This window comes from Lactococcus fujiensis JCM 16395, from assembly GCF_002441655.1.
Lineage (GTDB): Bacteria > Bacillota > Bacilli > Lactobacillales > Streptococcaceae > Lactococcus > Lactococcus fujiensis.
Map to the genome: position 1 here is coordinate 1 of NZ_JXJU01000049.1, position 1,195 is coordinate 1,195.

Genomic DNA, 1,195 nt, shown 5'->3' on the forward strand with positions numbered 1-1,195 from the left:
TCTAAAAACTTGACTTAACGTCAATAACTCCTTGTTTTTAGGATGATAGGGGCTGAAAACTGGTTAATTCTTTTTTTAAAAAAGAAAAACTTATACGATATATATATGCTAGGTATGTTTTTAAAAGAATTTACACAGTAATTCTTTTTTATTATTAATATTATGCCCGATTCAGATGTTCGCTTGGGAAGGATGTTCGATGAAAACTTGGACAATGACATCAAATGTGACTCCAATAGCTGAGGTAAATAGGTACGATGACAATAAAAACGATGCAAAGCAATGCGCTCCCTCGCCTTTCAGCCCCAGTGTGCTTGCTCCGCAATCACCCTGTTGCCAAAAATCTCAGTCACAGCATTGGCACGATGCCAGGATACACGCTGCTCGGCAAGCTGATGGCAATAAATCGCCACCAGCTCTACACTCGCAGCACCGCCACCGCCTTATGGGAACATGCTTGCTCTGCAACCAATGCTCCCTCGGCTCTGCCAACATGGCGCTCTCGGCATATCGCAGAAAACAAGTTTCTGACGATATTGCCTCCATCCTGTGACACGCAAATGATGTATTCCGATAACGTTGTTAAAAATCTCAAAAACTCGATTTTTTGACGATATACGATATATTCCTAAAGAGCATAAGGGAACGGTAGGAAAACGCAAAAAGTCAAAGTGCTACAAAGCTAGTTATAACACGCAAAGAGGGCAAGTTGAAAAAGTAGGAAAATGAAAAAAATTTTGCTCAAAAAATTGGTATATATAACATATATTATTTTGGAGTAATTTTATGTATTCCGAAGGGGTAAAATCAAGGAATATGGTGGCAAAATTTTACCATCTGGGTTATCGAGTACAGTTATATTTGCCCCTGAATGTTTGCCCAATCCGAATCGTTGACAACAGATGAAACAGTTGTTCGTTACAAAACAGTCGCTAAGTAATGCTCGCTCCTTCATCTTTCAGCCCCAGTTTGCTTGCTCTGCAATCATCCTGTTGCCAAAAGTCTCAGTCACAGCATTAGCACGAGGACATCCGCACCTACGCTTGCATGATATCGGTGGTAAACAATCCGCTGTCGATATTAATGACGCTACAAGAGCTGCAACTTGGCCTGAGCCATAGGCTTCGCCTCTGTCTGACAATAATTTTCCAATCTTCCGATTGCAAAATTATTGTCCCGAAACTGCGTTTCGTCT

At 40.9% G+C, this 1,195-nt stretch carries 2 protein-coding genes; both read left to right on the plus strand.

The window, feature by feature from the left end:
* Positions 1–257 precede the first annotated feature (257 nt).
* Complete coding sequence (locus RT41_RS10185; RefSeq protein ID WP_143467376.1) at positions 258–611, plus strand: hypothetical protein; 354 nt, start codon at positions 258–260, stop codon at positions 609–611.
* Positions 612–992: 381 nt separating this feature from the next.
* The gene (locus RT41_RS10755) at positions 993–1,121 is read left to right on the plus strand and encodes a hypothetical protein (RefSeq protein WP_281251385.1); all 129 of its coding nucleotides are present in this window, start codon (positions 993–995) and stop codon (positions 1,119–1,121) included.
* The last annotated feature ends 74 nt before the right edge of the window (positions 1,122–1,195 follow it).

What these genes read in the sequence shown, in the direction of transcription:
- RT41_RS10185 (WP_143467376.1), top strand. Translation starts at nt 258, where the DNA reads ATGACAATAAAAACGATGCAAAGCAATGCGCTCCCTCGCCTTTCAGCC.